A 23,625-nucleotide genomic window follows, 5' to 3' on the forward strand; every position below is an offset into this window, starting at 1 on the left:
GGTGTGGGACGGTGAGCGGGGTGGTTCTCCGGGGGTTCGGGTGGCGGCACGGGGGGCGCCGGGCCTGGGCGGTGCGGGGCGTCGACCTGCGGGTGGAGAGCGGGGAACGGGTCTTGCTGCTCGGCGCCTCGGGGGCCGGCAAGAGCACGCTGCTGGCGGCACTGGCCGGGCTGCTTCCGGAGGACTCCGGCGAGCAGGAGGGCACCGTCGAGATCGACGGGCTGGACCCGCGCAAGGCCCGCGAACGCGTCGGCGTGGTCTTCCAGGACCCGGAGACCCAGCTGGTGATGGCCCGCTCGGGCGACGACGTCGCGTTCGGGCTGGAGAACCGGGGCGTACCCGCCGAGGAGATCTGGCCCCGGGTGGACGAGGCACTGCGCCGGGTCGGCTTCCCCTACCCCCGGGATCGCCCCACCGCCGCGCTCAGCGGGGGCGAGCAGCAACGCCTCGCCCTGGCCGGGACGCTCGCGCTGCGCCCCGGGCTGCTGCTGCTGGACGAGCCCACCGCCAACCTCGACCCTACCGGCGCCACCCTGATCCGCCGGGCCGTCGCGGACGCGCTCGACCCGGACACCACGCTGATCCTGGTGGAGCACCGGGTGGCCGAGGCGCTGCCGCTGGTCGACCGCGTGGTGGTGCTGGAGCCCGGCGGCGGGGTGCGGGCCGACGGACCGCCCGAGACGGTCTTCGCCGCGCACGGCGACGCGCTGGCCGCCGCCGGGGTCTGGGTGCCCGGACACACCGTCCCGCCGCGGCACGCCACCACACCGCCCGGCGACGTGCTGCTCGCCGCCGACCGGCTCGGCCTGCCGCCCCGGCTGGCCCCCACCGACCTTCGGGTACGCGCCGGCGAGGCACTCGCCGTCCTCGGCCCCAACGGCGCCGGCAAGTCCACGCTGGCACTGCTCCTCGGCGGCCTGCTGCGCCCCGGGACCGGCGCGCTCACCGCCTCCGCCGAGCTGGCCGGCCGGGACGCGCGCACTCCCCCGTACCGCTGGCGGGCACCCGCGCTGGCACGCCGGATCGGTTCGGTGTTCCAGGACCCGGAGCACCAGTTCGTCACCGGCACGGTGCGGGACGAGTTGGCGCTCGGCCCACGCCGTACCGGCCGGTCCGAGGCGGACGTCACCGACACCGTGGACGCGCTGCTGCACCGGCTGCGACTGGACCGGTTGGCCGGCGCCAATCCGTACACCCTCTCGGGCGGCGAGGCGCGGCGGCTGAGCGTGGCGACCGCCCTGGCCACCGCGCCCCGCCTGCTGATCTGCGACGAACCCACGTTCGGCCAGGACCGGCGGACCTGGCTGGAGCTGGTCGACCTGCTCGCCGAGTTGCGCGACGCCGGCCACGGCGTGGTCGCGGTGACGCACGACGCGGACTTCGTCGCCGCGCTGGCCGACCGGACGCTCACCCTGGACCGCCCGTCCGCGGACCCCGACCGGACGCGCACTGCCGGGTCCGCCGGTCCGCCGGATCCCGTCGGCTCACCGCCGGGCGGCCACGGCGCCAGCGAGTCAGTCGGCCGTCCCGGCGCGGACGGACCACCGTCACCTCCGACGCGTCCCGGCGCGGACGGACAGTCGCCGCCTCCGCGGCGAGGGGCGGGCACGCCGTGATCGATCTCGAACCGGTCGCGGCGCCCGACGCCCCGCTGGCGCGGCGCAACCCGGTGGCGAAGGTGGCCGCCGCGCTGGTCTTCACGCTCGTGCTGGTGGCGACGCTGGACCCGGTCGCGCCGGCCATCGCCATCGCGATCGAGCTGGCGGTGCTGCCGCTGTTCGGCGTCCGCTACCGGGTGCTGGCCCGGCGGGCCTGGCCGCTGCTGGCCGGAGCCGTGGGCATCCTGGTCACGCTGGTGCTCTTCGCCGCCGACCGGTCCGGTCCGGTGCTGCTCGACGCCGGCCCGGTGCTGGTCACCCAGGGTGTGCTGGTCACCGCGCTGGGCCTGGTGCTGCGCATGCTCGCGGTGGCGCTGCCCGGGATCGTCGTCTTCGCCACCACCGATCCGACCGAGCTGGCCGACGCGCTGATCCAGAACGCGAAGGCGCCGGCCCGGTTCGCCATCGGCGCGCTGGCCGCGTTCCGGATGGTCCCGCTGCTGGAACAGGAGTGGCGGATGATCAGCATGGCCCGCCGGGCCCGGGGCGTGGACGCCGGCCGGAACCCGCTGGCGAAGCTGCGGCTGTTCGCGTCGACCGCGTTCGCGCTGCTGGTCGGCGCGATCCGGCGGGGTACCCGGCTGGCCGTGGCGATGGACGCACGGGGCTTCGACGCCGGGACCCCGCGCACGGTGGCCCGGCGGCAGCACTTCACCCCGGCCGACGCCCTGCTGGTGGTCACCGCCGCGCTCCTGGCCGGCGCCGCCCTGACCACGAGCATCCTCCTCGGCACCTTCCGCCCTCTCATCGGCTGACCCACCCCAGCGCGGCCCCACGTGGTCGATCATGAAGTTGGCGGCACTCGGTGCCCGGAATGTCGCCGCCAACTTCATGGTCGACGCCGTTGGGAAGGGTGGAGCCCCGGGCGCGGGCGCGCCCGGGGCTCTGCCGGTCAGCTGCGGCGGAAGGCGTAGAAGCGGGTCTGGCCGGCGCGCTGACTGCGCCCGGTCACCCGCCCCTGGCGACCGGCGGGCGGGCCGGCCGTGGGCGGCGCCGGGGCCTGCTCCGTCGGCAGGGACACCGGCGTCGACGGCGCCACGGTGAGCGCGTCGAGATCCCTCGGGGTCACCTCCCGCAGCGACGGCGACGGCTTGCGGGACTTCTTCGGGCTGCGCTTCGCGGGCATCCGCGGTCCTCCTGTCTGGCGGGCGCGCCGACCACGGACGCGCCGAGCGGGTACGCCCCGGGTGCGATCCGACCGCGACAGACACCGCGAACCACGGCGGCGGGAGAGGATGCGGACGCCCGGAGCAGGACGGGTCCACGGCACGTACGGCGGTGGACCGGGCTCGGAAGAAGGGCGTCAGTTACGCATGCCGGAAGGCTATCCCGCCCCGAACCGGTCGCGCATCCGAATTACCGCAGAACGCACCGCCACCGGCCACTCACCCGGCGTCGACGTCCCGGCCCACTCCCCCGGCGACCGCGATACGGTCGCAGCACGGCAGCGAGGACGAGAGGTGGCGGTACGCATGGCACAACAGGCGACGGCGCAGATCGGGGTCACCGGTCTGGCGGTGATGGGTCGCAACCTGGCCCGGAACCTGGCCCGCAACGGTTTCGCCGTGGCGGTGCACAACCGCTCGCCGGAACGCACCCGCAGCCTGGTCGCCGAGCACGGCGACGAGGGCACCTTCGTGCCGTCCGAGTCGCTGGCCGACTTCGTCGGCTCGCTGGAGCGGCCGCGTGCGGTGATCGTGATGGTGAAGGCCGGCGCGCCGACCGACGCCGTGATCGACGAGTTGGTCCCGCTGCTGGAGGAGGGGGACATCGTCGTCGACTGCGGCAACGCGCACTTCGCCGACACCCGCCGTCGGGAGGAGGCGCTGCGCGCGCACGGGCTGCACTTCGTCGGCACCGGCGTCTCCGGCGGCGAGGAGGGCGCGCTGCGCGGCCCGAGCATCATGCCCGGCGGCTCGGCGGAGTCCTACCGCAAGCTGGGACCGATCTTCGAGAAGATCGCCGCGCAGGTCGAGGGGACGCCCTGCTGCCGGCACATCGGCCCGGACGGCGCCGGGCACTTCGTGAAGATGGTGCACAACGGCATCGAGTACGCCGACATGCAGCTCATCGCCGAGGCGTACGACCTGTTGCGGGCCGGCCTGTCGGCGAGCCCGGCGGAGATCGCGGAGATCTTCCGGGAGTGGAACGGCGGCGAGCTGGAGTCCTTCCTCATCGAGATCACCGCCGACGTGCTCGGCCACACCGACGCCACCACCGGCCGGGCGTTCGTGGACGTGGTGCTCGACCAGGCCGAGCAGAAGGGCACCGGCCGCTGGACCGTGCAGAGCGCGCTGGACCTGGGCATCCCGATCACCGGCATCGCCGAGGCCACGTTCGCCCGGTCGCTGTCCGGGCACGCCGACCAGCGTGCGGCCGCCCGCCGGGTGTTCGCCGACGCCGGCGACAAGTGGCAGGTCGACGACCGGGACGCGTTCGTCGAGGACGTCCGCCGGGCGCTGCTCGCCAGCAAGATCGTCGCGTACGCCCAGGGCTTCGACCACATCCGGGCCGGCAGCGGGGAGTACGACTGGGACATCGACCTGGGTGGCACGGCCACCATCTGGCGCGGCGGCTGCATCATCCGGGCCCGCTTCCTGGACCGGATCCGGGAGGCGTACGACGCCGAGCCGGACCTGTCGACGCTGCTGGTCGCCCCCTGGTTCGCCGACCGGGTCAGCGCCGGGGTCCCGGCCTGGCGACGGGTGGTGGCCGACGCGGCCCGCGCGGGTGTGCCGGCCCCGGCCTTCGCGTCGTCGCTGGCCTACTTCGACGCGCTGCGCGCCGAGCGGCTGCCGGCCGCCCTGATCCAGGGGCTGCGGGACAACTTCGGCGCGCACACCTACCACCGGGTGGACCGGGACGGCTCGTTCCACACCCGCTGGGCGGGCGACCGCTCCGAAGTGGAGGCCTGAGCCTCACCACGCCCGCTCGGGCGACGGACGGCGGTGGGTCGGAGCCGACCCGGGTTCGGGGGCCCAGTCGGCGGCCGGCTCACCGGCGGCCAGCTCACCGATCTCGCCGGAGCGGACCGCCGGGGTGTGTCCGACGTCGGCGCACCAGCGCTCGGCCACCCCGGCACACAGCTCGGCGACCGCCTCGCGGCGCCCCGGCTCCACCAGGTCGGCGCCGGCCAGGGCGGCCGTCATCTCGTACCGGAGATCGCGCATTCTCCACCCCCGTGGCGGCGCGTCCCGGCGGCGCGCCCTGCGCCGATCGTAAGCGGAACGCCCCGCGATCCGGCCGGAAAGCCGGATGCGGGGCGTTCGCGGGACGGCCGGCACGGGGCCGACCGTCGGGGTCAGAAGAACCGGCGGCGCTTGGCCTTCTGCGGCCGGATCATGTCGGCGCCCTTGGTCAGCAGGCGGCTCACCCCGGTCGGGCCACGACGGGCCTCCAGGGAGTGGCTGAGCCGGCGCGCGCCGGCCGCCGCCAGCGGCACGGCGACCGCCATGACCGCCCACTGCGCGATCCGCTTCTGAATCATGTGGTTCACCTCCGCGTTGGCTGCTGTGGATACTCGTACCCAGCGCGGCGCGTCGCTAAGCGTGACCTCAGACTCCCGGGGCCACCGGGTTGGGCAGCGCCCCGCCGAAGCGTCGGTCCCGCTGGGCGTACAGCTCGCAGGCGTACCAGAGGTGACGGCGGTCGAAGTCGGGCCAGAGCGTGTCCAGGTAGACCAGTTCGGCGTACGCGGTCTGCCAGAGCAGGAAGTTGGAGATGCGCTGCTCGCCGGAGGGACGCAGGAACAGGTCGACCTCGGGCACCTCGGGGTGGTAGAGGTAGCGGGCCACCGTCTTTTCGGTGACCTTGTCCGGGTGCAGCTTGCCGGCGGCCACGTCACGGGCGATCGCGGCGGCGGCGTCGGCGATCTCCGCCTGGCCGCCGTAGTTGACGCAGAACTGCAGCGTCAGCGTCGAGTTGTCGCGGGACATCTCCTCGGCGGTCTGCAGCTCGGAGATCACGCTCTTCCAGAGCCGCCCGGCCCGCCCCGACCAGACCACCCGCACGCCCAGGTCGACGAGCTGGTCGCGGCGGCGGCGGATGACGTCGCGGTTGAAGCCCATCAGGAAGCGGACCTCGTCCGGCGAGCGCCGCCAGTTCTCGGTCGAGAACGCGTACGCCGACAGGTAGGGGACGCCCAGCTCGATCGCGCCCTCGATGGTGTCGAAGAGGCTGTGCTCGCCCTGCTCGTGCCCCTTGGTGCGGGGCAGCCCGCGCTCCTTGGCCCAGCGGCCGTTGCCGTCCATCACGATGGCGATGTGCCGGGGCAGCGCGCCCGCGGGCAACGCCGGCGGGCGCGCGCCGGACGGGTGCGGGGTCGGCGGCACCGGCTCGCGGCGGCGCGCCCTCGTCGATCGGATCACTCGGTCATCTCCCTGTTCACACCGGCGGCTGCGGGCCCGGAGCCGGCGCGCGGCGGGACCACACCCGGTCCCGCCCCGTCGGGCGGCGGGACCGCGCCGGTCGCCGGGCCACCCCGGTCGACCAGCGGCAGCGAGCGTAGCGCGCGTTCCAGATGCCACTGGAGGTGCGCCGCGACCAGCCCGCTGCACTCCCGGCGGACGCCGTTGTCGGCGGCGTCGGCGTACGCCCAGTCGCCGGTGGTCAGCGCGGACATCAGCGCCAGCGTGGCCGGCGCGGGGTGGGCGGCGCCGGGGGGTCGGCAGTCCGGGCAGACCGCGCCGCCGGCCGGCACCGAGAACGCGCGGTGCCGGCCCGGCTCGCCGCAGACCGCGCACGCGCTCAGCGCGGGCGCCCAGCCGGCGAACGCCATGCCCCGCAGCAGGTAGGCGTCGAGCACCAGCGTGGTGGCGTGGTCGCCGCGGGCGAGGGACTTCATCGCGCCGAGGGTGAGCTGGAACAGCCGCAGCGAGGGTTCCCGCTCCACCGGGGTCAGCCGCTCGGCGGTCTCGGCGATCGCGCTGGCCGCCGTGTAGCGGGGGTAGTCGCCGAGGAACCGCTTGCCGTACAGCTCGATCGCCTCGACCTGGCTGACGGTGTGCAGCGAGCTGCCCTGGTTGCCCTTGGGGTCGCCGGCGAGCTGGAGGTCGACGTGCCCGAACGGCTCCAGCCGGGCGCCGAAGCGGCTGGAGGTGCGCCGGACGCCGCGGGCCACCGCACGCAACCGGCCGTGCCGGCGGGTGAACAGCGTGATGATCCGGTCGGACTCGCCCAGCTTCTGCACGCGCAGCACCACCGCGTCGTCGCGGTAGAGCTGTCGGCGGTACCCGGCCATCAGGCCATTCTCCCTCGGGGTGCGATCTCAGGGTCGGCTCGGGGTGCGTCGGCGGGCGATCCCCGATGTGTCGGCCGCCCGGCCGGCCCTAGTGTGCTGGCCATGGCTTCGCTCCGAACGGCGTTCCGGCCGCGCACCGCTCTCCGATCGCCGCGTGGCGTGGTGGCCGCGACCGCGGCCACCACGCTGATCGTCCTCGCCGGGTGTGACACCCTGTCGTTCCGCCGGCTCGACTACGACCAGACCGAGCGGACGAAGATCGCCCGGATCACCGTCGACGACGGCGGGTCGGGGGACGTGATGGTCCGCGCCAACGGCCCCGCCGACCAGGTACGGATCAAGCGGGTGGTGCGCTACCAGGGCGGCGAGCCGAACAGCCGGTACGAGATCAGGGGCGACGAGCTGGTGCTGCCCACCGACTGCGGCCAGCGGTGCAGCATCTCCTGGGAGGTGACCGCGCCACCGGGCGTGGCGGTGCGCGGCGGCACCGGCTCGGGCAACGTCGACCTCAGCGGGGTCGGCGCGGTGGAGTTCACGCTCAGCTCCGGGGACCTGACCGTCAGCGGGGCGACCGGTGAGGTCCGCGCCGCGACCAGCTCCGGCAACATCCGGCTGGTGGAGGCGACCCACCCGGTGCGGCTGCGGGCGCGATCCGGCGACATCGAGGCCCGCCGGCTCACCTCCGCGATCGACGCGGAGGCCACCTCGGGCAACCTCACCGTCGAGCTGGACCAGCCCGCGCCGGCCCGACTGCACGCCACCAGCGGGGACGTCGACCTGGTCGTGCCGGACGGCCGCTACCGGGTGCGGGCGGACGCGAAGTCCGGTGACACGGAGGTCACCGTGACCAACGACCCGGGCGCGTCGGTGCTGCTCGACATCTCCGCCACCAGCGGCAACGTCACCGTCACCGCGCGCTGAGCCAGCGGGCGCCCTCCGCGACGCGTTCGCCGTCGCGGGGCGCCGGCACCCGGACCCCGACGCCGACCAGTCCGCCCGCCGCGCCCGCGGGGGCCGGACTGGCCGGGGCGGCCGCCGCCCGGTCGGCCACGGTCCGCCGGGTCCCGCCGGGAACCAGTTCCGGGGTACGCCGGGCGGCCAGGTCCTCGACCCACCCGACCAGCAGCGTCACCACGCCGACCAGCACGAACACCAGTCCCACCCGCAGCCACAGGCCGACCGGGTCGCGCGGCGACCAGCCGACCAGCCCGACCAGCGGGGTGAGCGCCACCACGAACGGCATGTGCCAGAGGTAGACGGTCAGCGCCCGCCGGTTGACCACCGTCACAGCGCGGCCGAGCGCCGGAACCCGGTCGACCCAGTCGGCGCCGGTGGGCGCGCGGCCGATCGCCACCAGGATGAACGCGGCCGACCAGAGCGCGTTGCCGAGGTGGATGTCGTTGATGTCGTAGCCGCGCGGACCCGGGTGGGTGGCGATCCAGGCCAGGCCGGCGGCGCCGAGGACCCCGGCGACCGGCAGCAGCACCCGGTTGCGCATGCGCCGCAGCAGGCCGTCGTGGTGGGCGAAGCCGAGCAGCCACGCGCCGAAGTAGAGGCCGAACTCGCGCAGCACGGTCGGCGGGTTCGCCAGCACGCCGAACTCGATCGCCGCCAGCAGCGCGTACGGGGCGGCCAGCGTGGGCAGCGGCGCCCGGCGGAACAGCCACAGCACCAGCGGCGAGGCGAGCACGAACCACAGGTAGTCCCGCAGGTACCAGATCGGGCTCAGCGCCAGCCCGCCCCAGTAGTTGGCCGGCGGGTCGCTGATCGGGAAGAGCCAGAGGAGCACCTTCGGCGTGAGCGGCAGCCCGGTGAGCAGCATGGCCGGCACGAAGACCGCGGCGAGCACCCAGAGCGAGGGCAGCAGACGGCGCAGGCGGCGCCCGACGGCGGGCACCCCGGTGCGGTCCAGCGAGGCGGCCATCAGCGACCCGGCCAGCGCGAACATCACCGCCATCGCCGGGAACACCAGCGTGAGCGTGGCGTAGCCGGTGACGTGGTAGGTGACGACACGCACGATGGCCAGGAAACGGAGCAGGTCGAGGTAGCGGTTTCGCATCAGCTCGCAGCCGTGTCCGGGGGCAGGGACATGGTTCCCTACCCTGCTCCGGCGAGCCGCGAAACAGTCACCGACGTCAGTGGAACGTGAGATGTCCCATAGGACTGACTGATCCAGATCATTCAGGACCGGGGCGCGCCCCGGCCCCGGTCAGAAGCCGAGCTTGCGCAGCTGCTTCGGGTCGCGCTGCCAGTCCTTCGCCACCCGGACGTGCAGGTCCAGGTAGACCCGGGTGCCGAGCAGCTCCTCGATCTGCCGCCGGGCGGTGGTGCCGACGTGCTTGAGTCGACTGCCGCGGTGCCCGATGACGATGGCCTTCTGGCTCGACCGCTCCACGTAGAGGTCGGCGTAGATCTTCGTGAGGTTGCCCTCGGCGATCATCTCCTCGACCACCACGGCGATGGAGTGCGGCAGCTCGTCCCGGACCCCCTCCAGCGCCGCCTCCCGGACCAGCTCGGCGACCAGCACCTGCTCCGGGTCGTCGGTGAGCATGTCGTCCGGGTAGAGCTGCGGCGACTCCGGCAGGTAGCCGGTCATCACGTCCACCAGCGTGTCCACCTGGTGCCCGGAGACCGCGCTCACCGGCACCACGGCGGCGAACTCGCCCAGCTCGCTGACCGCCAGCAACTGCTCGGCCAGCCGCTTCTTGTCGACCAGGTCGGTCTTGGTCACCACGGCCAGCACCGTGGCCTTCAGGCTGGCCAGCTCGCCGGTGATGAACCGGTCACCCCGGCCGACCGGCTCGTTCGCCGGGACGCAGAGCCCGATCACGTCGACCTCGCTCCAGGTCTCCCGGACCAGGTCGTTGAGGCGCTCGCCGAGCAGCGTGCGGGGACGGTGCAGGCCGGGCGTGTCGACCAGCACGAGCTGGGACTCCGGCCGGTGCAGCACGGCCCGGATGATGTGCCGGGTGGTCTGCGGCTTGTTCGAGGTGATCGCAATCTTGGTGCCGATGATCGCATTGGTCAACGTCGACTTGCCGGCGTTCGGTCGGCCGACGAAACAGGCGAAACCGGCCCGGTAGGGACGCTCCTGGGCCGTGGTCACTCGACCACCGTGCCGAGGACCGCACCGTCCGGCGCCGCCACGTGGATCGGCGCGTCGGCGGAGAGGTCACGCACCGCGGCGTGCCCGGCCCCGTCCAGCGTCGACGCCTCAGTCACCACCACCGCCGCCTCCAGCCGGCTCGCACCGGCCGCCACCGCCGACGCCACCGCCAGCTGGAGCGCGGTCAGGGTGAGCGACGGCAGCGCCACGCTGGCCGCCGCGTACGTTCGGCCGTCCTGGTCGCGGACCGCCGCGCCCTCCACGGCCCCCACCCGGCCCCGCGCGCCCCGGGCCAGGACGACGAGCTTGCCGTCCTCGGCGCTCAGCTCGGCCGGATCGGCGGGGGTGGGCAGTGCGGCCGGCACGGCGGCTGACTCAGGCATCGGCGGGTTGCCTCTCCTCGGAACGGTTGTTGTTGCCACGGGACTCGGACTGCTCGCCGCGCCCCGCGCCCTCCGACGCGGCGCCCGGCTCGGCCCGGCTCACCAGCACGGTGTCTATCCGGTTGCGCCGGCCGGTGGTGCCCTCGGCGATCAGCCGCAGGCCGGACACCTCGGCCTCGGCGCCCGGGATGGGCACCCGACCGAGCGCCTGGGCGAGCAGGCCACCGACCGTCTCCACCTCGTCGGTGGGCAGCTCGGTGTCGAACAGCTCGCCCAGATTCTCCACCGGCAGCCGGGCGGTCACCCGCACGGCCCCGTCCGCCAGGTGCTCGACCGGCGGGCGCTCGACATCGTACTCGTCGGTGATCTCGCCGACGATCTCCTCCAGGATGTCCTCGATGGTGACCAGCCCGCCGGTGCCGCCGTACTCGTCGACGACGATCACCAGGTGGTTGCGGGCCGCCTGCATCTCCGAGAGCAGGTCGTCCACCGGCTTGGACTCCGGCACGAACGTCGCCGGGCGCATCAGCTCGGCCACCGGCATCTCCCGCGCGCCCCGATCGCCCTGGATACGCCGGATCAGGTCCTTCAGGTAGAGCACGCCGAGCACGTCGTCGACGTTCTCGCCGATCACCGGGATGCGGGAGAAACCGGAGCGCAGGAAGAGCGCCAGCGCCTGCGCCAGCGTCTTGCTCTCCTCTATCCACACCATCTCGGTGCGCGGGACCATGACCTCCCGGGCGATGGTGTCGCCGAGCGCGAACACCGAATGGATCATCTGGCGCTCGCCGTGCTCCACCACGCCGCGCTGCTCGGCCAGGTCGACCAGCTCACGCAACTCCACCTGGGTGGCGAACGGCCCCTCCCGGAAGCCCTTGCCCGGGGTGACCGCGTTGCCGATCAGGATCAGCAGCGAGGCCAGCGGGTTCAACGCCCGGCCCAGCCAGCGCACCAGCGGCGCCACCGCCCGGCCCACCGCGTACGCGTGCTGCCGGCCCAGCGTGCGCGGCGCCACCCCCACCACCACGAAGCTCACCACCGTCATCGCGCCGGCGGTCACCAGCGCGGCCCGCCAGCCGGCGCCGAACGTGTCCACCGCCACCAGCGCGACCAGCGTGGTCGCGGTCAGCTCGGCCAGCAGGCGAAGCAGGAGCAGGAGGTTGAGGTGGCGTACCACGTCACCGGCGACCGCCTGGAGGGCGCGCGCGCCGCGCGCGCCGTCCCGGGCCGACTCGGCGGCGCGCGCCGGGGAGACCGCGGCCAGCGCCGCCTCGGTCATCGCGATCAGGCCGGCGAGGACCACCAGCCCGGCCGCGAAGACCAGGAGTTGAAGATCGGGCAGGCCGGCCGGAGCGCCGACCGCCGCCAGGGTGACCATCACCGCGACCGGGTCGACCGCCAGCTGGCCAGCAGCCGGGCCTGGAGACCGAACATCTCCCGCTCCTCCTCGGGCTCGGCGTGGTCGTAGCCGAGCAGGTGCAGCACGCCGTGCACGGTGAGCAGGTGCAGCTCGTCGGCGGCGGAGTGCCCGGCGGCGGCCGCCTGCTTGGCCGCCACCTCCGGGCAGAGCACGATGTCGCCGAGCAGGGCCGGCTCGCCGCCGGCCGGGGCGCTCTCCCCCGGCCCGTGGTCGACGCTGCCCTCGTCCATGGGGAACGCGAGCACGTCGGTCGGACCGTCGCCACCCATCCAGCGGTGGTTCAGCTCCGACATGTATTCGATGTCGACCAGCAGCACGGACAACTCGGCGAGGGGGTTGACCCCCATCTCGTCGAGGGCGTGCCGGGCCACGGCGAGCACGGCGTCGGTGTCGACCTCGACACCGGACTCGTTGGCGATCTCGATGGACAACTCTGTCTTCCTCTGGTGGTTAGCGGCGCCGGCCGGCCCGGCCGCCCTGGGCGGTCCGCCCCGGCACGGCGTGCACGCTCTGCGCCTGCTGGTTCTCCCGCTCGGCGTCCCAGCGGGCGTACGCGTCGACGATGTCGCCGACCAGCTTGTGGCGGACCACGTCGGAGCTGGAGAGCTGGGCGAAGTGCACGTCCTCGACGTTGTTCAGGATCTCCCGGACCACGCGCAGGCCGCTGGTCGTCCCGCCCGGAAGGTCCACCTGGGTGACGTCACCGGTGACCACGATCTTGGAACCGAAGCCGAGCCGGGTGAGGAACATCTTCATCTGCTCGGGCGTGGTGTTCTGCGCCTCGTCCAGGATGATGAACGCGTCGTTCAACGTCCTTCCGCGCATGTATGCCAGCGGGGCGACCTCGATCGTGCCGGCGGCCATCAGCTTCGGGATGGACTCCGGGTCGAGCATGTCGTGCAGCGCGTCGTAGAGCGGGCGCAGGTAGGGGTCGATCTTCTCGTTCAGGGTGCCGGGCAGGAAGCCCAGCCGCTCGCCCGCCTCGACGGCCGGCCGGGTCAGGATGATCCGGTTGACCTGCTTGGCCTGGAGCGCCTGGACGGCCTTCGCCATGGCCAGGTAGGTCTTGCCCGTGCCGGCCGGGCCGATGCCGAAGACGATGGTGTGCGCGTCGATCGCGTCGACGTACTTCTTCTGCCCGAGCGTCTTGGGACGGATGGTGCGGCCGCGCCGGGAGAGGATGTTGAGCGTCAGGACCTCGGCGGGCCGCTCGGCGCTGCCCTGCTCGAGCATGCCGACGGTACGCCGGACGGCGTCTGTGGTCAGGGTCTCGCCTTTCTCGATCAGTTCGAGCAGCTCACTGAAGAGGCGCTCGGCGAGGGCGTTGTCGGCGGGCGCGCCGGTGATGGTGATCTCGTTGCCGCGCACGTGGACGTCGCTGTTGACCGAGCGTTCGACGAGTCGCAGGATCTCGTCACCCGCGCCGAGCAGGTTCACCATGATCTTCTGGTCGGGGACCGTGATCCTGGTCTGCACGCGGGGCGGGCCGGGAGGTGGGGTGCCGGTCATAGGTCGGGCCGTCGGGCCCTGCGCCACCTGCTCTCCGATCTCGGCGCCGGGCCCTGCTGGCGCGGCGTACGGTTGCTCCCATCGTATCGGGTCGGCACCGTACGCACCGCGTCCATTTCCGGTGCTCCGGCGCTCAGCCGCCGACCCGGAAGTCGTAGCCGTCGAAGGTCTCCTGGCGGCGGGTGAACCGGTAGGTCGCCCAGTGCATCCGGACCACCACGCCCTTCTCGTCCCGGGTCAGCCGGAGCAGCTCGCCCACTTCCCGGCCGGAGACCGTGCGGAACACGTCCGGCCGGTCCGGCAGCGGCGCGAACACCGCCGGGGGCTTACCGGCCGGGTCGCCCGCGCCGCGGGCCCGCAGCGCGCCGTCGTGCCAGGAGAAGACGTACTCGAAGCCCTCGCCCCACCAGCGGCCCAGCATTCCGCGCAGGTGATCGGGCGCGGGTGGACCGGGTCGCCACGGCTCGATCTCCGCCGGGTCGTGCTCGGCGGCGGCGGCGAGCAGGTCGTGCACCAGGTCGAACACCTCCACCCCGGCGCCGGACGAGCCGAGCACCGCCGCGCCCATCGCGCCCGGGGTGCCGTCCCCGCCGCGCCGGCCGTAGACGGCGGCCAGGAAGCCGGGCATCGCGCCGTCGTGCCCCACGTGGGTCACCCGGGCCGGCTGCGGCACCAGGATCAGCCCCAGCCCGAAACCGGCCGCCCAGAGCGACTCGTCGGTCGTGGTCAGCGGCCAGCGCATCTCCTCGACCGTGGCCGGGGCGAGGACCGCGCCGGCCGGGTCCAGCGCCCGCGGGTCGGCCAGGAACGCCGCCCAGCGCGCCATGTCCGGCGCGGTGCTCCACAGCTGGGCGGCGGGCGCCACCGCGCCGAAGTCGGTGGGCGGTTCCGGGTGCGCCTCGTCGGAGTATTCGTCGACCAGGAAACCGGTCGCCGCCCGCTCCCCCGGCCGGGCGCCGGTGGCGGTCAACCCGAGCGGGTCGAGCACCCGCTCGGCGAGCACCTCGGCCCAGGAGCCACCCCGCAGCCGGGCGACCAGCTCGCCGAGCAGCGCCATGCCGAGGTTGGAGTAGTGGAACCGCCGGCCGGTGGGCAGCACCCGCTCGACCCGGGTCAGGTCCGCCAGCAGCTCGTCGACGGCGGGCGCGCGCAGGCTGTCCCACACGTCGCCGTGCGGCTCGCGTTGCAGGCCGGCGGTGTGCGACAGCAGCCGGCGCACGGTCAGCTCGCCGTGCGCGGTGAGGTCGAGGTGCCGCCCGATCGGGTCGTCCAGGTCGAGCAGGCCGTCGTCGCGGCACTGCATGACCAGCGTCGCGGTGAAGGTCTTGGTGACCGAGCCGATCCGGAAGACCGTCTCGGCGTCGAGCGGGGTGTCGTTGCCGGTGCCGCCCACCGCGCAGGTCCAGAGCGGGCGGTCGGCCCGGTGCAGGGCCGCCGAGACCGCCGGGATCCGGCCCTTCGCCTGCGCCTGCCGCACCATCCGGTCGAGCCGGTCGGAGATCCCGGTCATGGTCACCGGCAGAGCATCGGGCCGAGCGGCGCGCCACCGAGCAGGTGGGCGTGCACGTGGAAGACCTCCTGGCCGCCGTACGGGCCGGTGTTGAACATGAGCCGGAAGCCGTCCACCGTCAGGCCCTCCTCCTCGGCCACCACGGCCGCGGTGTGGAGCACCTCGCCGGCGAGCCCGGGGTCGCCCTGGGCGAGCGTGGCCACGTCCGCGTAGTGCTCCTTGGGGATCACCAGCACGTGGGTGGGCGCCTTCGGGTCGATGTCCCGGAAGGCGAGGGTGGTGGCGGTCTCACGGACGATGGTGGCCGGGATCTCTCCGGCGACGATCCGGCAGAACAGGCAGTCGACTCCCATCGCCGCAGTCTAGGGAGGGGCGATGACCGACGGGGCCCCGGCCGGCCCCTCGGCGCGGTGCGGCAGGATGGCCGGCATGGCGGGACGGGCGGTGCTGGTGACGGGGGCCTCGCGGGGCATCGGACGGGCGGTCGCGCGGGCGTTCGCGGCCGGCGGGGACCGGGTGGCGATCCACCACCGGGACTCGGCCGAGCTGGCCGAGGCGCTGCGCGGCGAGCTGCCCGGCGACGGGCACGTGGTGGTCCGCGCCGACCTGGCCGACGCGGACGCGGTCCGGGTCATGGTGGACGAGGCGGCCCGACTGCTCGGGGGCCTCGACGTGCTGGTCAACAACGCCGGCGTCTTCGGCCCGGCGGACCCGCCGCACCCCGTCTTCGGCAGCAGCTACGAGCAGTGGCGGGCGCGGTGGCGGGAGGTGCTCGACACCAACCTGGTCGGCGCCGCGAACGCGGCCTGGTGCGCCGCCCAGCACATGCGGGAGCGGGGCGGCCGGATCGTGAACGTCTCGTCCCGGGGCGCGTTCCGCGGTGAGCCGGCGAACCCGGCGTACGGGGCGAGCAAGGCGGGGATGAACGCGATGGCGCAGTCGCTGGCGGTGGCGCTGGCCCCGTACGGCATCGGGGTGGCCTGTGTGGCTCCCGGCTTCGTCGAGACGGACATGACCAACGAGCACCTCAAGAGCGAGCGCGGCGACGCGGTCCGGGCCCAGTCCCCGTTCCACCGGGTGGCCCGCCCCGAGGAGATCGCCGCCGCCGTGCACTGGCTGGCCAGCCCGGAAGCGGAGTGGGCCGCCGGCACCATCATCGACCTCAACGGCGCCTCCTACCTCCGCACCTGACCCCGCCCTCCCCCGCGATCTTGCACTTCCGGCCCTCGCGATGGGCGTTTCGTCACCTTTGCCGGGTCACAAAGTGCAAGATCGACGAGGGTTACCAGCGGGAGAGGCGGGTGGAGAGGACGGAGAGGGCGGCCACGCCGGCCGTGGAGGTGCGGAGCACCGAGGGGCCCAGGCGGACGGGGTGGGCGCCGGCGTCGGTGAACGCGGTCAGCTCGGCCTCGGCGATGCCGCCCTCGGGGCCGACCACCAGCACAATCTCGCCGGTCGACGGCAGCTCGGCGGTGGTCAGCCGCTCCTCTGCCTCCTCGTGCAGCACGAAGGCGGCCGCCGCGCCGGCGATCCGTCGGGTGACCGTGGCGGTGGACTCGTCGGGTGCTCCCGCCACCACCGGCAGCCACGGTCGGCGGGCCTGCTTGGCGGCCTCGCGGGCGGTGGCTGCCCACTTCTCCCGGGCCCGTACGCCCCGGTCGCCGCGCCACTGGACGACCGAGCGGGACGCCGCCCACGGCACGATCTCGTCCACGCCCACCTCGGTCATCGCCTGCACGGCCAGCTCACCCCGGTCGCCCTTGGCGATGCCCTGCACCACCACCAGCCGGGGGACGCACGCGTCCGCGTACCCCCGGGTGGTGACCCGCAGGTCGAGCGTGCCCCGGCCGACGGCGGTGACCACCGCGGCGGCGGTGCCGCCCCGGCCGTCGGCGAGCAGCAGTTCCTCGCCGACGCGCAGCCGTTGCACGGTGGCCGCGTGGTGCCCCTCCGGGCCGTCCAGCGTCAGCGTGTCACCGGTGGGCAGCGCCTCGACCAGGAACAGCGGGGCGGACACCTCAGGCGTGCCCGTTGAAGGCGTCGCGCATCCGGGAGAAGAAGCCGCCCTGCTTGGTCAGCTCGGCGACCTCCTCGCCCCGGGTCTTGGCGAAGTCGCGCAGCATCCGCTCCTGGTCGGCGTCGAGCTTCGTCGGGGTCCGCACGTCCAGGTGGACGTAGAGGTCGCCACGACCGGTGCCGCGCAGGTGCGGCACGCCCCGGGCGCGCAGGCGCAGGGTGCTGCCGGGCTGGGTGCCCGCCTTGACGTCGACGGTCTCCTCACTGTCGAGCGTCTTGATGGTCAACCGGGTGCCGAGCGCGGCGGCGGTCATCGGCACGGTGACCCGGCAGTGCAGGTCGTCGCCCTTGCGGGAGTAGACGTCGTGCGGCCGCTCGTGGATCTCGACGTAGAGGTCGCCGGCGGTACCGCCGCCCGGACCGACCTCGCCCTGCTGGGCGAGGCGGATCCGCATGCCGTCCTCGACTCCGGCCGGGATCTTGACGGTCAGCGAGCGACGGGTGCGCACCCGGCCGTCGCCGGCGCAGGTCGGGCAGGGGTGCGGGATCGTGGTGCCGTAGCCCTGGCAGACGGTGCACGGCCGGGCGGAGACCACCTGGCCGAGGAACGTCCGCTGCACCGACTGGACCTCGCCCCGACCGCCGCACGCCTCGCAGGTGGCCAGGTGGGTGCCGGCGGCGGTGCCGGCGCCCGAGCAGGTGGTGCAGAGCACGGCGGTGTCGACGGTGATCGGCGCCTCGACGCCGAACGCGGTCTCGTTGAGGTCGAGCTCCAGCCGCAGGATCGCGTCCGCGCCCGGACGGGTGCGCGGCCGGGGACCCCGGCTGCCGCCCGCCGCGCCGCCGAAGAACGCGTCCATGATGTCCTGGAAGCCGACGAACGGGCCGGCGCCACCGGGACCACCCGGACCGCCGGCGCCCCCGCCGCCCGGGGCGAGCGGGTCGCCACCCAGGTCGACGATCTGCCGTTTCCGGTCGTCCGAGAGAACCTCGTACGCGGCGTTGATGTCCTTGAACTTCTCCTGTGCCTCCGGGTCCGGATTCACGTCCGGGTGGTACTGCCGCGCCAGCTTGCGGTAGGCGCGCTTGATCTCGTCGTCGGAGGCGTCCCGGCTCACGCCGAGAATGCCGTAGTAGTCCCTGGCCACTGCGTTCGGTGTCCTCATGTTCGTCTCGCGTCACGCCGGTCGTCGGCCGAGGCCGGCCGTCGGCCCTGACTGGTCAGTTCTGGGCCAGCAGTTCGCCCACGTAGCGTGCCACGGCCCTCACCGTGGCGATGGTGCCGGGGTAGTCCATCCGGGTCGGCCCGAGCACGCCGAGCCCACCCACGATCGTGGCACCCGGGCCGTAGCCGGTGCTGACCACCGAGGCGGCCCGCAGGTTGTCGATCTCGTTCTCGTCGCCGATGAGCACCCGGGTGGTGCTCGGCTCCGTCTCGCCGATCAGCTTGAGCAGCACGACCTCCTCCTCGAGCGCCTCCAGGATGGGGCGCAGCGAGCCCTGGAAGTCGAGCAGGCCACCCCGGGTGAGGTTGGCCGTGCCGGCCAGCGCGATGCGCTCCTCGTGCCGTTCCACGAGCGTCTCCAGCAGCACGGTGGAGAGCGTGGTCATGGCCGGGCGCAGCTGGGGCGCGGACTCCTCGACCAGCGCCTGCACCAGCGGCGGCGTCTCGGCCAGTTGGCAGCCGACCAGCTTCTCGTTGACCAGCCGGCGCAGGGCAGTGACGTCGTCGGCGGGCACCGGGGCGGGCAGCTCGACCAGCCGCTGCTCGACCCGCCCGGTGTCGGCGATCATGACGACCATCAGCCGGGTGGTGGAGATCGGCACCAGCTCCAGGTGGCGCACCTTGGAGCGGGCCAGGCTCGGGTACTGCACCACGGCGACCTGCCGGGTCAGCTGCGCGAGCAGCCGGACCGTGCGGTGCACCACGTCGTCGAGGTCGACGGCGCCGACCAGGAAGCGCTCGATCGCCCGCCGCTCGGCCGGACTGAGCGGCTTGACCCGGGACAGCCGGTCGACGAAGAGGCGGTAGCCACGGTCGGTGGGCACCCGGCCGGCGCTGGTGTGCGGCTGCCGGATGTAGCCCTCCTCCTCCAGCACCGCCATGTCGTTGCGCACGGTCGCCGGCGAGACGCCGAGCTGGTGCCGCTCGACCAGGGCCTTGCTGCCCACCGGCTCCTGCGTGGCGACGTAGTCCTCGACGATCGCGCGCAGCACGGCGAGCTTCCGGTCGTCGAGACCCATGTCCCCCACCTCCTGACGCGGCTGGCACTCGACTGTAGCGAGTGCCAGTCTACGTCGGCACCCCCGCCGACGCGATGATCAGCGACGGACCTCCGGTGCGCCCCACCGCCCTCCGTCGACGCGCCGGGGCCGAACAGCCCTGGTGCCACTTGCCGGCGGGACCTACCGTGACGTGCATGACTGAACCTCCTCGCCCTCCCGGAGCGGGGGACCCCGGCCCCCAGCCCGACCCGACCGCGCCGTCGGCGCCCTACGGCTCCTCGCCCGCCGGTGAGCCGCCCACCGCACCACTGTCCGGGGCACCGGCGGCGGGCGGCTATCCCCCGCCCGGTGACTATCCGCCCCCGGGCGGCCAACCCCCGTCGGGCGGCGGCTACCCGCCGCCGGGTGGCTATCCCCCGCCGGGCGGCGGCGCGCCGGGCTACGGCGCCGGCTACCCCGGTGGCGGCGGGTACGGCCCGCCGGCCGGTTACGCCAACAACGACGACAAGACCTGGGCCCTGGTCGCGCACTTCGGCGGCGCCGCCGGGATGCTGATCGGTGGCGGCGTGCTGGGCTGGATCGCGCCGCTGGTGGCGCTGCTGGCCCGGGGCAACCAGTCCCCCACCGTCCGGGCGCACGCGATCGCCGCGCTCAACTTCCAGCTCATCTGGTCGGTCATCGCGCTGGTCGGCTGGATCCTCACCTGCATCCTGATCGGTCTGGTGATCGGCTTCGGCGCCATGATCGTCGGCATCGTCTTCGGCATCCTGGCCGGGGTGAAGGCCAACGAGGGTCAGCTCTACCGCTACCCGATGTCGGCCAGCCTGATCAAGTGATCCGCTCCGGCCGGTCCCGGACGACGGGGCCGGCCGGCGCCGGTCAGGGCAGCAGGTCGCGGACCACCGCGTCGGCCAGCAGCCGGCCGCGCAGGGTCAGCACCACCAAGCCCCGCGCGTACGCCCCGGCGTCCAGCAGCCCCGCGTCCCGGGCCCGCTCGGCGCCGGTCCGGCCGGCCTCGTCGAGCACGTCCAGCGGCAGCCCGGAGGCGAGCCGCACCCGCAGCATCACGTCCTCCATGTGCTGCTCGTCGGGCGTCAGCCGTTCCCGGGCCAGCGCCGGTGACGCGCCCTCGGCCAGCCGCGCCGCGTACGCGGTCGGGTGCTTGACGTTCCACCAGCGCACCCCGCCGACGTGGCTGTGTGCCCCCGGGCCCAGGCCCCACCAGTCGGCGCCGGTCCAGTAGAGCAGGTTGTGCCGGCACGCCGCCGCCGCCGAGCGGGCCCAGTTGGACACCTCGTACCAGGAGAAGCCGGCCGCGCCGAGCGCCTCCTCCGCGGCCAGGTAGCGGTCCGCCGCCACGTCGTCGGAGGGGTACGGCAGCTCGCCCCGGCGCATCCGCGCGGCCAACCGGGTGCCGTCCTCCACGATCAGGGCGTACGCGCTGACGTGGTCCACCCCCGCCTCGACCACCTGCGCCAGCGAGGCGGCGAAGTCCTCGGCCGTCTCCCCCGGCGTGCCGTAGATCAGGTCCAGGTTGACGTGGTCGAATCCGGCGTCGCGCGCCTCCCGGGCCGCGGCGGTGGCCCGGCCGGCGCTGTGCCGGCGGTCGAGCACCGCGAGCACCCCCGGCGCGGCGGACTGCATGCCCAGCGAGATGCGGGTGTAGCCGGCGGCCCGCAGCGTCTTGAGCGACTCCGGGGTGACCGACTCGGGGTTGGCCTCGGTGGTCACCTCGGCGTCGGCGGCCAGCCCCCAGGTGCGGTCGATCCCGTCGAGGATCCGGGCCAGGTCGTCGGCGGGCAGCAGGGTGGGCGTGCCGCCACCGACGAAGACGGTGTCGACCCGCGGCGGCGGCGTGTCGCCGAGCACCCGGTCGGCGAGCGCCAGCTCGGCCAGCACGCTGTCGGCGTACGTCTCCCGGCTCGCCCCGCCGCCCAGCTCCGACGCGGTGTACGTGTTGAAGTCGCAGTAGCCGCACCGGCTGGCGCAGAACGGGACGTGCACGTACACGCCGAAGCCGCGGGCGCCGACGGCGCGGCGGGCGGCGGCGGGCAGCGAGCCGTCGCGCGGGACGGGTTCGCCTTCTGGAAGGACGCCGGGCATGGCCACTAGTGTGCCCGGCATGACCTCTCCGGACGCTCTCGTGCGGGTCGCCACGGCCCGTGGGGTGACCACCCTCACCCTGGACAGCCCGCACAACCGCAACGCGCTCTCCACGGCGCTGATGACCGAGCTGCTGGCCGGGCTGGCCGCCGCGGTCGCCGACGACACGGTCCGGGCGATCGTGCTGGACCACACCGGTCCGGTCTTCTGCTCCGGCGCCGACCTGAAGGAGACCGCCGCCGCGTACGCGAGCGGGACCGTGCCCGCCGGGATGCTCGGCGACGTGCTGGTCGCCGTGCGGGAGTGCCCGAAGCCGGTGCTGGCGAAGGTGGCCGGGCCGGCCCGGGCCGGCGGGCTGGGCCTGATCGCGGCCGCCGACCTGGCGGTCTGCGCGCAGGAGGCGACGTTCGCGTTCACCGAGGTGCGGATCGGGGTGATCCCGGCGGTGATCTCGGCGACCGTGCTGCCCCGGCTGAGCCCTCGGGCCGCGGCCGAGTTGTACCTGACCGGGGACACCTTCGACGGCCGGCGGGCCGCCGAGGTCGGCCTGGTCACCGCCGCGGTGCCGGCGGACGGGCTGGACGCCGCCGTGGAGCGGTACTGCGCCTCGCTGGTCAGGGGGGCGCCTCGTGCCCTGGCCGGGGCGAAGGAACTGCTGCGCCGCCCGGCCGCCACCGACCTGCGGGCCGAGATCGCCGAGTTGGCGGCGCTCTCCACCGGGTACTTCCTCTCCGACGAGGGGCGCGAGGGGGTCCTGGCGTTCCGGGAGAAGCGCCCCGCGTCGTGGGTGCCGACCGGAGACTGAGGGGCGGGAGCGCCGCTCACCGGCCGGCCACATCGACGCGGTACGTGGCGGCCCGGTGACGCCGGGGTGAGACAGCCGGTCGGCCGAGCCGGGATGTGAGGTGGCCGACGTACGCTGGTCGGACTGTCGGGACAGGGGGTGCGGGTGCGGACGCGAGCGGCGATCGTGGCATCTGGTGTGGCGGTGTGTGTGCTGGCCCTGCTCGCGATCTGGTTCGTCACCAAGCAGTTCGGTCACCACCTGCGCCTGCCGGTGGCCAGCCGGACCTGCACGGTGCAGGCCGACGGCGAGGTGGTGCTCGGCGCCGACCAGATGGCGAACGCGGCCACCATCGCGGCCATCGGCGTGCAGCGCCGGATGCCCGAGCGGGCGGTGGTGGTGGCGCTGGCCACCGCCTACCAGGAGTCGCACCTGCGCAACATCGCGCACGGCGACCGGGACTCCCTGGGCCTGTTCCAGCAGCGCCCGAGCCAGGGTTGGGGCACGCCGGAGGAGATCCAGGACCCGCGCTACGCGGCGAACAAGTTCTACGCCGCGTTGAAGAGGGTCAGGGGCTGGGAGCGGATGCGGGTCACCGAGGCCGCCCAGCGGGTGCAGCGGTCGGCCTACCCCGAGGCGTACCAGAAGTGGGCGGACGAGTCGCAGGTCCTGACCCGCGCCCTGCTGGGTGAGGCGACCGGAGCGGTGGCCTGCACCGTCGGTTCGACGCCGACCATGCGCGGACCGGCCGCCGCCAGTGCGCTGCTGGAGGGGCTCACGCTCGACTGGGGGTTGCCCCGGCTGACCGCGGGGACCGATCTCACCGGGCTGACGGTGCCGGCGGGCGACGACCGCGACGGCTGGCGCTACGCGCACTGGCTGGTGTCGCACGCCGACGACCACGGCGTGAAGCGGGTCCGCTTCGCGAACCTGGAGTGGACGGCCGAGCAGGGCACCTGGGACCGGGTGAAGGGTGACCCGGCCACGCAGGTGCTGGCCGAGGTCTTCGCCGCGACCTGATCCGGCCGGCGCCGGTCAGCCGGCGAGCCGGCGGCGGACCTTCTCCCGCAGCGGCTCGGGCAGTTCCGGCACGTCGAGCAGGCGGGGTAGCAGCTCCGGCTCCAGCGTGGTCGCGCGGAACACCTCGCCGACGGTCACCCCGTGTGCCGGCCGGTCGACCACCTCGACCGGGTCGCCGGCACCGATCTCGCCCTCGCGCAGCACCCGCAGGTAGGCCCCGGGCGCGCCCCGCAGGGTGAACCGCTTGATCAGGTCCGGTACGCCCCAGAAGCCGGCGAACGTCCGGCACGGCGTGCGCGGCTTGGTCACCTGGAGCAGCGCGGAGCCGACCGCCCAGCACTCGCCGACGACCGCGCCGGTCACGTCCACCGCCCAGGTGCTGAGGTTCTCCCCGAAGACGCCCGGGCGGGGCTGCCGCCCCAACTCCGCGGCCCACCAGGCGGCGTCCTCCTCGGCGTACGCGTAGACCGCCTGGTCGGGGCCGCCGTGGTGGGCCGGCTCGCCGATGAAGTCGCCGGTCAGCCCGGCGGCCGTGACCGGCACCCGGCCCTCGGCCGGACGCTTGTCGATGCCGCTGCGACCGCTCGCGTCGCCCGCCCACTCCGCCTCGGTGACCGTGCCGAGGTTCACCGCCACCAGCCTGCCCGTCAT

General features: G+C 74.3%; 26 protein-coding genes. 8 read left to right on the plus strand and 18 right to left on the minus strand.

Going from position 1 to position 23,625, the window contains the following annotated elements:
• Positions 1-11 precede the first annotated feature (11 nt).
• Positions 12-1,616 (plus strand): ABC transporter ATP-binding protein, encoded by a 1,605-nt coding sequence (locus ACN27B_RS02580; RefSeq protein WP_422743344.1) that lies wholly within the window; start codon positions 12-14, stop codon positions 1,614-1,616.
• Positions 1,613-2,413 (plus strand): energy-coupling factor transporter transmembrane component T family protein, encoded by an 801-nt coding sequence (locus ACN27B_RS02585; protein WP_099164035.1) that lies wholly within the window; start codon positions 1,613-1,615, stop codon positions 2,411-2,413. Before ACN27B_RS02580 ends, ACN27B_RS02585 begins: the two co-directional genes overlap by 4 nt.
• 137 nt (positions 2,414-2,550) lie before the next feature.
• Here the strand turns inward: ACN27B_RS02585 and ACN27B_RS02590 are convergent, their stop codons facing one another.
• A complete protein-coding gene (locus tag ACN27B_RS02590; protein ID WP_091572098.1) occupies positions 2,551-2,784 on the minus strand; it encodes a hypothetical protein in 234 nt (77 codons plus the stop codon).
• A 346-nt stretch (positions 2,785-3,130) separates the two neighbouring features.
• Between ACN27B_RS02590 and gndA the strand changes: the two genes are divergently transcribed.
• Positions 3,131-4,573 (plus strand): NADP-dependent phosphogluconate dehydrogenase, encoded by a 1,443-nt coding sequence (gene gndA, locus ACN27B_RS02595; protein ID WP_099164034.1) that lies wholly within the window; start codon positions 3,131-3,133, stop codon positions 4,571-4,573.
• Positions 4,574-4,576: 3 nt separating this feature from the next.
• Here gndA and ACN27B_RS02600 read toward each other — a convergent pair whose 3' ends face one another.
• The 4 genes from ACN27B_RS02600 to recO all read right to left on the minus strand — a co-directional run bounded on the left by ACN27B_RS02600 (position 4,577) and on the right by recO (position 6,897).
• Positions 4,577-4,828 carry a thioredoxin reductase gene (locus ACN27B_RS02600; RefSeq protein WP_355526091.1) on the minus strand — a complete coding sequence of 84 codons (252 nt, stop codon included), beginning with the start codon at positions 4,826-4,828 and terminating at the stop codon, positions 4,577-4,579.
• 131 nt (positions 4,829-4,959) lie between these two features.
• Positions 4,960-5,145 carry a hypothetical protein gene (locus ACN27B_RS02605; RefSeq protein ID WP_098746930.1) on the minus strand — a complete coding sequence of 62 codons (186 nt, stop codon included), beginning with the start codon at positions 5,143-5,145 and terminating at the stop codon, positions 4,960-4,962.
• Between the two features lie 67 nt (positions 5,146-5,212).
• Positions 5,213-6,025 carry an isoprenyl transferase gene (locus tag ACN27B_RS02610; RefSeq protein ID WP_099164032.1) on the minus strand — a complete coding sequence of 271 codons (813 nt, stop codon included), beginning with the start codon at positions 6,023-6,025 and terminating at the stop codon, positions 5,213-5,215.
• Complete coding sequence (gene recO, locus ACN27B_RS02615) at positions 6,022-6,897, minus strand: DNA repair protein RecO (protein ID WP_098746932.1); 876 nt, start codon at positions 6,895-6,897, stop codon at positions 6,022-6,024. The genes ACN27B_RS02610 and recO overlap by 4 nt, the downstream gene beginning before the upstream one ends.
• A 102-nt stretch (positions 6,898-6,999) precedes the next feature.
• Here recO and ACN27B_RS02620 point away from each other — a divergent pair, with 102 nt between their 5' ends.
• On the plus strand, positions 7,000-7,818 hold the full coding sequence (locus ACN27B_RS02620; RefSeq protein WP_253866204.1) for a DUF4097 family beta strand repeat-containing protein: 819 nt from the start codon (positions 7,000-7,002) through the stop codon (positions 7,816-7,818).
• Here the strand turns inward: ACN27B_RS02620 and ACN27B_RS02625 are convergent.
• The 8 genes from ACN27B_RS02625 to ACN27B_RS02660 form a co-directional block, all read right to left on the minus strand.
• The gene (locus ACN27B_RS02625; protein ID WP_099164030.1) at positions 7,805-8,956 is read right to left on the minus strand and encodes an acyltransferase family protein; all 1,152 of its coding nucleotides are present in this window, start codon (positions 8,954-8,956) and stop codon (positions 7,805-7,807) included. The two genes, ACN27B_RS02620 and ACN27B_RS02625, sit on opposite strands and share 14 nt — an antisense overlap.
• A 150-nt stretch (positions 8,957-9,106) precedes the next feature.
• Positions 9,107-10,003: a GTPase Era gene (gene era, locus ACN27B_RS02630; RefSeq protein WP_099164029.1), complete on the minus strand. Its 897-nt coding sequence runs from the start codon at positions 10,001-10,003 to the stop codon at positions 9,107-9,109.
• A complete protein-coding gene (locus tag ACN27B_RS02635; protein ID WP_091071324.1) occupies positions 10,000-10,386 on the minus strand; it encodes a cytidine deaminase in 387 nt (128 codons plus the stop codon). Before ACN27B_RS02635 ends, era begins: the two co-directional genes overlap by 4 nt.
• Positions 10,379-11,788 carry a hemolysin family protein gene (locus ACN27B_RS02640; RefSeq protein WP_355525361.1) on the minus strand — a complete coding sequence of 470 codons (1,410 nt, stop codon included), beginning with the start codon at positions 11,786-11,788 and terminating at the stop codon, positions 10,379-10,381. Before ACN27B_RS02640 ends, ACN27B_RS02635 begins: the two co-directional genes overlap by 8 nt.
• Entirely contained in the window at positions 11,764-12,237 is a 474-nt protein-coding gene (gene ybeY, locus ACN27B_RS02645; RefSeq protein ID WP_091572065.1) for an rRNA maturation RNase YbeY, read from the minus strand. Before ybeY ends, ACN27B_RS02640 begins: the two co-directional genes overlap by 25 nt.
• 19 nt (positions 12,238-12,256) lie before the next feature.
• Positions 12,257-13,315, minus strand: a complete 1,059-nt coding sequence (locus ACN27B_RS02650; RefSeq protein ID WP_099164027.1) for a PhoH family protein — start codon at positions 13,313-13,315, stop codon at positions 12,257-12,259.
• 133 nt (positions 13,316-13,448) lie between these two features.
• Complete coding sequence (locus tag ACN27B_RS02655; RefSeq protein ID WP_099164026.1) at positions 13,449-14,825, minus strand: serine hydrolase domain-containing protein; 1,377 nt, start codon at positions 14,823-14,825, stop codon at positions 13,449-13,451.
• A gap of 2 nt (positions 14,826-14,827) precedes the next feature.
• A complete protein-coding gene (locus tag ACN27B_RS02660; protein WP_091572052.1) occupies positions 14,828-15,178 on the minus strand; it encodes a histidine triad nucleotide-binding protein in 351 nt (116 codons plus the stop codon).
• A 76-nt stretch (positions 15,179-15,254) separates the two neighbouring features.
• Here ACN27B_RS02660 and ACN27B_RS02665 point away from each other — a divergent pair, with 76 nt between their 5' ends.
• Positions 15,255-16,016 (plus strand): SDR family NAD(P)-dependent oxidoreductase, encoded by a 762-nt coding sequence (locus ACN27B_RS02665; RefSeq protein ID WP_099164953.1) that lies wholly within the window; start codon positions 15,255-15,257, stop codon positions 16,014-16,016.
• Between the two features lie 91 nt (positions 16,017-16,107).
• Here the strand turns inward: ACN27B_RS02665 and ACN27B_RS02670 are convergent, their stop codons facing one another.
• The 3 genes from ACN27B_RS02670 to hrcA form a co-directional block, all read right to left on the minus strand.
• Complete coding sequence (locus ACN27B_RS02670) at positions 16,108-16,842, minus strand: 16S rRNA (uracil(1498)-N(3))-methyltransferase (protein WP_099164025.1); 735 nt, start codon at positions 16,840-16,842, stop codon at positions 16,108-16,110.
• A 1-nt stretch (position 16,843) separates the two neighbouring features.
• Positions 16,844-17,989, minus strand: a complete 1,146-nt coding sequence (gene dnaJ, locus ACN27B_RS02675) for a molecular chaperone DnaJ (protein WP_172968077.1) — start codon at positions 17,987-17,989, stop codon at positions 16,844-16,846.
• Positions 17,990-18,062: 73 nt separating this feature from the next.
• Entirely contained in the window at positions 18,063-19,085 is a 1,023-nt protein-coding gene (hrcA, locus tag ACN27B_RS02680) for a heat-inducible transcriptional repressor HrcA (RefSeq protein ID WP_098746941.1), read from the minus strand.
• Positions 19,086-19,261: 176 nt separating this feature from the next.
• Between hrcA and ACN27B_RS02685 the strand changes: the two genes are divergently transcribed.
• Positions 19,262-19,903: a DUF4870 domain-containing protein gene (locus ACN27B_RS02685; protein WP_091572031.1), complete on the plus strand. Its 642-nt coding sequence runs from the start codon at positions 19,262-19,264 to the stop codon at positions 19,901-19,903.
• A 43-nt stretch (positions 19,904-19,946) separates the two neighbouring features.
• Here the strand turns inward: ACN27B_RS02685 and hemW are convergent, their stop codons facing one another.
• Positions 19,947-21,170, minus strand: coding sequence for a radical SAM family heme chaperone HemW (hemW, locus tag ACN27B_RS02690; protein WP_172968076.1), 1,224 nt, complete (start codon positions 21,168-21,170; stop codon positions 19,947-19,949).
• A 19-nt stretch (positions 21,171-21,189) separates the two neighbouring features.
• Between hemW and ACN27B_RS02695 the strand changes: the two genes are divergently transcribed.
• Complete coding sequence (locus ACN27B_RS02695; RefSeq protein ID WP_099164952.1) at positions 21,190-21,975, plus strand: enoyl-CoA hydratase-related protein; 786 nt, start codon at positions 21,190-21,192, stop codon at positions 21,973-21,975.
• A 138-nt stretch (positions 21,976-22,113) separates the two neighbouring features.
• On the plus strand, positions 22,114-22,974 hold the full coding sequence (locus tag ACN27B_RS02700) for a hypothetical protein (RefSeq protein ID WP_172967942.1): 861 nt from the start codon (positions 22,114-22,116) through the stop codon (positions 22,972-22,974).
• Positions 22,975-22,989: 15 nt separating this feature from the next.
• Here the strand turns inward: ACN27B_RS02700 and ACN27B_RS02705 are convergent, their stop codons facing one another.
• Positions 22,990-23,625 (minus strand): MOSC domain-containing protein, encoded by a 636-nt coding sequence (locus tag ACN27B_RS02705; RefSeq protein ID WP_099164023.1) that lies wholly within the window; start codon positions 23,623-23,625, stop codon positions 22,990-22,992.

Origin of the sequence: Micromonospora sp. WMMD754, assembly GCF_049315235.1 — a bacterium.
Taxonomy (GTDB): Bacteria; Actinomycetota; Actinomycetes; order Mycobacteriales; family Micromonosporaceae; genus Micromonospora; species Micromonospora sediminicola.

Coding starts and splice junctions, on each gene's coding strand:
- recO (WP_098746932.1), bottom strand. CDS start 6,897: ATGGCCGGGTACCGCCGACAGCTCTACCGCGACGACGCGGTGGTGCTG.
- ACN27B_RS02685 (WP_091572031.1), top strand. CDS start 19,262: ATGACTGAACCTCCTCGCCCTCCCGGAGCGGGGGACCCCGGCCCCCAG.
- gndA (WP_099164034.1), top strand. CDS start 3,131: ATGGCACAACAGGCGACGGCGCAGATCGGGGTCACCGGTCTGGCGGTG.
- ACN27B_RS02590 (WP_091572098.1), bottom strand. CDS start 2,784: ATGCCCGCGAAGCGCAGCCCGAAGAAGTCCCGCAAGCCGTCGCCGTCG.
- hemW (WP_172968076.1), bottom strand. CDS start 21,170: ATGCCCGGCGTCCTTCCAGAAGGCGAACCCGTCCCGCGCGACGGCTCG.
- ACN27B_RS02620 (WP_253866204.1), top strand. CDS start 7,000: ATGGCTTCGCTCCGAACGGCGTTCCGGCCGCGCACCGCTCTCCGATCG.
- ACN27B_RS02655 (WP_099164026.1), bottom strand. CDS start 14,825: ATGACCGGGATCTCCGACCGGCTCGACCGGATGGTGCGGCAGGCGCAG.
- ACN27B_RS02705 (WP_099164023.1), bottom strand. CDS start 23,625: ATGACGGGCAGGCTGGTGGCGGTGAACCTCGGCACGGTCACCGAGGCG.
- ACN27B_RS02635 (WP_091071324.1), bottom strand. CDS start 10,386: ATGCCTGAGTCAGCCGCCGTGCCGGCCGCACTGCCCACCCCCGCCGAT.
- hrcA (WP_098746941.1), bottom strand. CDS start 19,085: ATGGGTCTCGACGACCGGAAGCTCGCCGTGCTGCGCGCGATCGTCGAG.
- ACN27B_RS02660 (WP_091572052.1), bottom strand. CDS start 15,178: ATGGGAGTCGACTGCCTGTTCTGCCGGATCGTCGCCGGAGAGATCCCG.
- ACN27B_RS02695 (WP_099164952.1), top strand. CDS start 21,190: ATGACCTCTCCGGACGCTCTCGTGCGGGTCGCCACGGCCCGTGGGGTG.
- ACN27B_RS02605 (WP_098746930.1), bottom strand. CDS start 5,145: ATGATTCAGAAGCGGATCGCGCAGTGGGCGGTCATGGCGGTCGCCGTG.
- ACN27B_RS02650 (WP_099164027.1), bottom strand. CDS start 13,315: ATGACCGGCACCCCACCTCCCGGCCCGCCCCGCGTGCAGACCAGGATC.
- ACN27B_RS02665 (WP_099164953.1), top strand. CDS start 15,255: ATGGCGGGACGGGCGGTGCTGGTGACGGGGGCCTCGCGGGGCATCGGA.
- ACN27B_RS02625 (WP_099164030.1), bottom strand. CDS start 8,956: ATGCGAAACCGCTACCTCGACCTGCTCCGTTTCCTGGCCATCGTGCGT.
- ACN27B_RS02600 (WP_355526091.1), bottom strand. CDS start 4,828: ATGCGCGATCTCCGGTACGAGATGACGGCCGCCCTGGCCGGCGCCGAC.